A 7,146-nucleotide genomic window follows, 5' to 3' on the forward strand; every position below is an offset into this window, starting at 1 on the left:
TGGATGAAGCTCAAGCGCTGATTGACAGGAAGCGTCGTGCCCGTCGTCGAATGGACTGAAACTGCCCGTGCTGACCTGATCGATATCGTCGATTACATCTCCGACGACAATCCGCAAGCTGCGCAAAAACTGAAGGACGACATCGAGGCAAAGGCAGTAAAGCTGCATGTTGCTCGCTCGTGGCCGCATCTGTGAGCCTCGTCCTACCGCCGCCCCTTCTCCAAATCCGGCAAAAACACCGCCAGCACGCCAATCAACGGCAAATACGCACACAGCGAATACACATAGTCGATGCCGTGTGCATCGGCCACCCGCCCAAGCACCGCCGCGCCAATGCCGCCCATGCCGAACGCAAAGCCGAAGAACAAGCCGGAGATCATGCCGACGCGTCCGGGGATCAGCTCCTGCGCATAGACCAGGATCGCCGAAAACGCCGACGACAGAATCAAGCCGATCACTACCGACAACACGCCCGTCCAGAACAAATTGGCGTGCGGCAAGGCCAGCGTGAAGGGCGCAACGCCAAGGATCGACACCCAGATCACCCACTTGCGCCCGATCCGGTCACCCACCGGTCCGCCAATCAATGAACCGGCCGCCACCGCGAACAAGAACACGAACAGATGCACCTGCGCAGCTTGCACCGACAAGCCGAAGGTGTGCATCAAGTAGAACGTAAAGTAGCTGCTGATGCTGGCGAGATAGAAGTACTTGGAGAAAATCAGCAAGCCGAGGATCAGCAGGCACATGACCACCTTGTTGCGGCTGAGCATTTCTCCCGACACGTGACGCACCGCCTTGCTGCGACTGACGTGATGCAAGCGATACCAACGGCCCACTTGCAACAACACGACCATCGCCAGCAACGCCGCCAGCGAAAACCACGCCACGCTGCCACGCCCGTGCGGCACGATGATCCACGCCGCCAGCAACGGCCCCAGCGATGAGCCCGTGTTGCCACCGACCTGGAACAGCGACTGCGCCAAACCATGCTGCCCCCCCGAAGCCAGGCGCGCCACGCGCGACGACTCCGGATGAAATACCGATGAGCCCGTACCCACCAACGCAGCGGCCAGCAATAGCACCGCAAAATTCGGCGCCGTCGCCAGCAACAACAAGCCGCACAAGGTGAAACCCATGCCAACCGGCAAGGAATAAGGCATGGGCTTGCGATCGGTCACCATGCCGACCACCGGCTGCAACAGCTACGCGGTGACCTGATAGGTAAGCGTGATCAGCCCTACCTGCGCAAAGCTGAGATGAAAGCCGCTCTTCAGCAGCGGATAGATCGCAAGAATCAACGACTGGATCATGTCGTTGAGCAGATGCGAAAAACTGATCGCGCCCAGCACGGTGTAATCCGTGCGCGGCGCAGTCGACGGCAGCGAAACCGATTCGGCGGAGTTCTGCATGAGTTCCTCGGGATAGGGGGAAGCCGGCAACATTGCCCGGATGCGGATGCCACCTTAAAGTAGCCGCATGCGGCCTGCATGCACTATTGGGTCAACTTCTAGCGAATTCGGGCCAAACAGGAGCAGACGTGCGCAATACCCGGGTCATCGGCTACGAAGACACGCCCCGTGACGTCGTCGCCACCGGCAACGACTACGCTGCCGGCCTGACGCTACCCAGCCACTGGCACAAACGCGGGCAATGCCTGTATGCGGTGACCGGCGTACTCACCGTCACCACCAGCGAAGGCAGTTGGGTGGTGCCGCCCTACCGTGCACTGTGGATTCCTGCCGGTGTCACCCATGCGGTGCATATGGGTGGACTGACCAGCACGCGCAGCGCCTATGTGCTCCCTGAGGTCGCCGCCAAGGCCGGCCTGCCCGTGCATTGCACCGTGATCAGCGTGTCGCCCTTGCTGCACGCACTACTGTCCGAAGCGGTGGACGTGCCCGCCGAATACGAACTGGGCAGCCGCGATGATGACGTGATGCGCCTGCTGGTTGCAGAAATCGCTCGCATGCCCGCCCTGCCCCTCAATACCCCCTTGCCGCAAGATCCCCGGCTGGCCCAACTGTGCCGGGCACTGCTCGCATCACCTTCGCTGGACGTGGATATCGACAGCATGGCTCGCAAAGCGGGCATGAGCCGTCGCAGCTTTACCCGCCTGTTCCGCGAACAGACCGGCATGAGCTTCAGCGACTGGCGCCACCAGGCCTGCCTGATGGCGGCCCTGACCCGGCTGGGGCGCGGACAGCCGGTGACGCGGGTGGCGATGGAGCTGGGCTATGGCAGCGCCAGCGCATTCACGGCGGCATTCCGGCGTACGCTGGGGGCTGCGCCCAGTCATTACCTGGCGGATGGCAGCCATTCCTGACAGGCAATGACGCCGCCTTTCCGCGACGTATGTCATACCGGTGTCAAGGCGCCCCCGCACCATGGCCAAGCCATGGCATGCTGGACGCTGCCGCGCACCCGTCAAAGAAGTCGATGCAACGTTCGATCAGCAAACGCCCCAACGAGGACACCATGTCCGCAGTCACCCTGCCTACGCCGGAAACAGCAGAGCCCACGCCTGCGGTCGATCTCAGCGACAAAGCGCATTACATCCACCGCGAACTGTCTCAGCTGCAATTCAACAACCGTGTGCTGGAGCAGGCGCTGGACGAGCGCACGCCGCTGCTGGAACGCCTGAAGTTCCTGCTGATCTTTTCCAGCAACATGGACGAATTCTTCGAGATCCGCGTGGCCGGGCTGAAGAGCCAGCTCGCCTTCGGCCACGAGATCGTGGGGCCGGACGGCATCCCGCCCAAGCAGGCGCTCACCGAGATCAGCGAGATCGCGCATCGCCAGATCGCGCGCCAGTACAGCATTCTCAACGAGCGCCTGCTGCCGGAGCTGGATCGGCACGGTATCCGCATCGTGCGCCGCGAGAGTTGGTCAGCCGCGCAAAAGCGTTGGGTGCAGCGCTATTTCCGCCAGGAAGTGGCGCCGATGATGACGCCGATCGGGCTCGATCCCACGCATCCGTTTCCGCTACTGGTCAACAAGAGCCTCAACTTCATCGTCGAACTGGAGGGCGTGGATGCGTTCGGGCGCGATTCGGGCCTGGCCATTCTGCCGGCGCCGCGCGTGCTTCCGCGCATCATGCGCCTGCCGGATGACGTATGCGAAGGCGGCGAGAACTACGTGCTGCTGTCCTCGATCATCCATGCCCACGCGGACGAACTGTTTCCGGGCATGGAAGTGCTCGGCTGCTACCAGTTCCGGCTTACCCGCAACGCCGACCTCACCATCGACCCGGAAGAAATGGACGATCTCGCCCGCGCGCTGCGCGGCGAGCTGTTCTCGCGCCGCTTCGGCGACGCCGTGCGGTTGGAAGTGGCCGACAACTGCCCGAAGAAACTCATCGACTACCTGCTCAAGCAATTCGGGCTGACCGAAGCGGAGCTGTATGAAGTCAACGGCCCGGTGAACCTCACGCGCCTGTTCGGCATCATCAACCGCAGCCAGAGTCCGCACTTGCAGTATCCCCCGTTCGTGCCGGCGATCCCCAAGGCGCTGAAAAAGGCCGAAGACCTGTTCCAGGTAATCAGCAAGCAGGACGTACTGCTGCTGCATCCGTATGAATCCTTCGCGCCGGTGGTGGACCTGCTGCGCCAGGCGGCCAAAGATCCCGACGTACTCACGATCGAACAGACGCTGTATCGCACCGGCGCCAATTCGGAAATCGTGGATGCGCTGGTGGAGGCCGCACGCGCCGGCAAGGAAGTGATCGCCGTGGTCGAACTGCGTGCGCGCTTCGATGAAGAATCCAACCTCAGCCTCGCGCAACGCCTGCAGCAAGCCGGTGCGGTGGTGATCTACGGCGTGGTGGACGTGAAGACGCACGCCAAGATGATGCTGATCCAGCGCCGCGAAGGCCAAAAGCTGCAGCGCTATGCGCATCTGGGCACCGGCAATTATCACAGCGGCAACGCGCGCCTGTATACCGACTACAGCCTGCTCACCTCCGACCCGGCGCTGTGCGAAGACGTGCACAAGCTCTTCAGCCAGCTCACCGGCATGGGCAAGCTGCTGAAGATGAAAAAACTGCTGCATGCGCCATTCACGCTGAAGAAGTCGCTGCTGGACATGATCGCCCGCGAAACCGCACATGCGGAAGCCGGCAAGCCGGCGCACATGATCATCAAGATCAATGCGCTCACCGATGCAAAGATGATCCGTGCGTTGTACAAGGCCAGCATCGCCGGCGTGAAAGTGGACCTCTTGATACGCGGCATGTGCTGCCTGCGGCCAGGCATTACCGGTGTTTCGCAGAACATCCGCGTACGCTCGATCGTCGGCCGCTTCCTGGAACATAGCCGCGTGTACTGGTTCGCCAACGACGGCGACGAACGCATGTACCTGGCCAGTGCCGACCTGATGGAACGCAACCTGGACCGCCGCGTCGAAACCGGCTTCCCGATCGAAGACAAGAAGCTGCGCCAGCGCATCCGCAAGGAACTGGACCTTTACCTTGCCGACAACGCCACCACCTGGCAATTGCATTCGGACGGCAGCTATGCGCGCCTGCATCCGACCGACGTGCAAGCCGCGCACGACGTGCAACAGCAGTTGCTGGAAAAGCATTGCGGCGTAGGCGCACCTGCGGCGCCTTGATGTTGCGACGTAGGCTGGGGGAATTCCGGAAAAGCCGGGATTTCATCCCAGCCTGCGTCGATCGCTACGCATGCGCGTGGCGCTTCACCCATACCACGTAGCGATCGACGAAGCCCTGCAAGAACTTCTTCGTGCTCTCGACCCCGATGTTCCCCTCGTCATCGATCAAGCCGTCGCTGAACTTCAGGAACACCTCCGGCTGGCCCATCAACGGCACGTCCAGATACACCAGCACGTTGCGCAGATGCTGCTGCGCCAGCGCCGTGCCGGTGGCGCCCACGGAAATGCCGATCACCGCGCCGGCCTTGTTGGCGAAGGCGCTCGAGCCGTAGGGACGCGAGGCGATATCGATGGCGTTCTTCAGCACACCGGGAATCGAGCGGTTGTATTCGGGTGTGACAAACAGCAGGGCGTCGGCCGCCTTGATCTGCGCCTTCAGTTGTTGGCATACCGGCGGGTAATCACTGTCGAAATCCTGGTTGTACAGCGGCAGGTTGTCGATGCGCACGTGCTCGAACGACAGCTCCGGCGGCGCCAGCCGCTCCACCGCTTTGGCCAGTTTGCGGTTGAAGGAGTCTTTGCGCAGGCTGCCGACCAGCACTGCTACCTTGATTGCAGACATGCCGCTCTCCTCGCAGATTCAAAATCGTCGTAGCGGTTGAAGAACATGCCCCGGCGCCCTGCAAACCAACGTGAAATCGCGACAGAACGATCCACCCGCGATCGCTGGCATGCGTCCTGCATGGCACGCTTTTTGGAGGCTTTGTTACACGATGGAAAGACGCTACCGTTTGGTTTAAGGATTCCGGCGATTCCCATAGCGGCCGAGGGGCGCAGCAGGTCGTAGAAACCTGCCTGCCCATGGCCGTCGCGGTATCCGGCGTGAAGAAGCGGAAGCACAAGCCACTTCAGGGAGCGGGGGGATGAAGTGTCGGAGGCATGGTGCAAACTAGGCAAGACGCGCAGGTGGCTGCTGGCCGCCTTGCCGTTGATTTGGCTGCTGTGGTTTTCGCAGGTGACGGCTGGTGCAAAGCAGATGCACCTGTATGGCGCCTGGCACGAAGCGACACAGGGCGACACACCTGCGGCAATCATGGCCGCGTTTCGGCAGGGAGCACTCAGGCCATTCGATCCCGCGCTGCTGCAGCGTTTTCCGCGCTCTGGGCGAGGCAGCTGGGTCGTATTGCAACCTGAAACGAACGGTCCAGGCGGGAAGCGCGTGTTGTCGATCTACCCCGCGCCGCTTGGCTCGATCACGCTTTATGGCGAACAAGGCCCTATCCATACCTACGCCATGGACGATTTCGGCGATGCGTTCCACGGCCACGGCCGGCTGGCCTTGCGCCTCGACATCGGTAACGCGCACTCGCAACCGATCTTGCTGAAACTGGAGCCGAGCGGCACCCTCGCCGCGCCGGAACGCTTCAAATTGCAGGACATGGATGGATTTCTGCTGGAAGATTCCAACTGGCTCACTTTTGCGACGGCGTGCTTCGCCGTCATGGCTGCGATGGCACTGATGGCCCTGTGCTTCGCCATCATGCTGCGTGACATGACCTTCGCCTGGTACACGGGCTACATACTTTGCTACGCGCTAGTCCAGGGCGTGGAAACCGGTTTCCTGTTCCACCCGCTTGGCTTGCGCTGGCTGGCCGGATCGGAAGTACTGTTGGGCGCCTCGGCGACGGCGCTGTCGGTGTCGTTCGCCGCGTTGTTTATCAGCCGCTTCTGCGATGTTCAGCGCTACGCGCCGGCACTGCGTGTGCCGGTGGTTGCGCTGGGTTTTGCGATGCCGCTGATCGTGCTGTTGCGCTGTACCGGCATCGATGCGCTAGTGACCATGGCACAAGCGTTGGTGAATCCCGTATTGATTCTCGGCGCTTTGTTGCTGCTCGTCACCGCCGTGGCGACCGCTGTGCGCGGCTCGCGCCAGGCCTGGTTTTTCCTGACCGGCTGGACGCCGCTGCTGGCGCTTACCGCCATGACCAGCGCGCAGGCCACCGGCGCCCTGCCGAGCCTGGATTGGCTCAATGACGCCAGCATCGGCATGGGCGCCTTCGAAGCCATCGTGCTGTCGCTGGGCCTGGCCGATCGCGCGCTCACCATGCGGCATGATCGCGACCAAGTGCGCGTGCTGGCTGACCGCGATGCGCTGACCAACATCCTCAACCGCCGTGCCTGGACCGAGGCGGCCAATCGCATGCTGGCCAGTACCGCCAATACGGAACGTTCCGTTGCCCTGCTGTTTCTGGACCTGGATCACTTCAAGGTGCTCAACGACATGCACGGCCATGCCGCCGGCGATCGCGCGCTGGTTGCCGTGGCTGAAGTGCTGAACAATGAATTGCGGCCTACCGATCTGCTTGGCCGCTATGGCGGCGAGGAATTCGTCGCCATGCTGCACGATGTGAACCAGGAACAGGCCATGCAGGTGGCGACGCGCCTATGCCGGCGCGTGCATCGGATGGAAATTCCGGTGGACCTGGATGATCTGCGCTTGAGCGCGAGCATCGGCCTGGCGATGCGCAGCATGGG

5 protein-coding genes and 1 pseudogene are annotated in these 7,146 nt (G+C 62.2%); 4 read left to right on the forward strand and 2 right to left on the reverse strand.

The features are described 5' to 3' along the window. Positions 1–36: 36 nt before the first annotated feature. On the forward strand, positions 37–195 hold the full coding sequence (locus VMA74_RS10060) for a type II toxin-antitoxin system RelE/ParE family toxin (RefSeq protein ID WP_325366615.1): 159 nt from the start codon (positions 37–39) through the stop codon (positions 193–195). Between the two features lie 8 nt (positions 196–203). Here VMA74_RS10060 and VMA74_RS10065 read toward each other — a convergent pair. Beyond that, positions 204–1,412 (reverse strand): annotated as a pseudogene (locus tag VMA74_RS10065) (MFS transporter). Between the two features lie 128 nt (positions 1,413–1,540). Here VMA74_RS10065 and VMA74_RS10070 point away from each other — a divergent pair. Together VMA74_RS10070 and ppk1 are read left to right on the forward strand one after the other, a co-directional pair. Continuing rightward, positions 1,541–2,326, forward strand: a complete 786-nt coding sequence (locus tag VMA74_RS10070; protein ID WP_325366617.1) for a helix-turn-helix transcriptional regulator — start codon at positions 1,541–1,543, stop codon at positions 2,324–2,326. 152 nt (positions 2,327–2,478) lie between these two features. After that, a complete protein-coding gene (ppk1, locus tag VMA74_RS10075; protein ID WP_325366619.1) occupies positions 2,479–4,611 on the forward strand; it encodes a polyphosphate kinase 1 in 2,133 nt (710 codons plus the stop codon). 64 nt (positions 4,612–4,675) lie between these two features. Here the strand turns inward: ppk1 and VMA74_RS10080 are convergent, their stop codons facing one another. Next, positions 4,676–5,233, reverse strand: coding sequence for an NAD(P)H-dependent oxidoreductase (locus VMA74_RS10080; RefSeq protein WP_325366622.1), 558 nt, complete (start codon positions 5,231–5,233; stop codon positions 4,676–4,678). A gap of 306 nt (positions 5,234–5,539) precedes the next feature. Here VMA74_RS10080 and VMA74_RS10085 point away from each other — a divergent pair. Further along, positions 5,540–7,146, forward strand: a 1,607-nt coding sequence (locus VMA74_RS10085; protein WP_325366623.1) for a diguanylate cyclase, incomplete at its 3' end; no start/stop codon positions are given.

It is taken from the genome of Dyella sp. (genome assembly GCF_035508675.1).
Lineage (GTDB): Bacteria > Pseudomonadota > Gammaproteobacteria > Xanthomonadales > Rhodanobacteraceae > Dyella_B.

Excerpts from the sequence above, each read along its gene's own strand:
- ppk1 (WP_325366619.1), top strand. The coding sequence starts at position 2,479 with ATGTCCGCAGTCACCCTGCCTACGCCGGAAACAGCAGAGCCCACGCCT.
- VMA74_RS10080 (WP_325366622.1), bottom strand. The coding sequence starts at position 5,233 with ATGTCTGCAATCAAGGTAGCAGTGCTGGTCGGCAGCCTGCGCAAAGAC.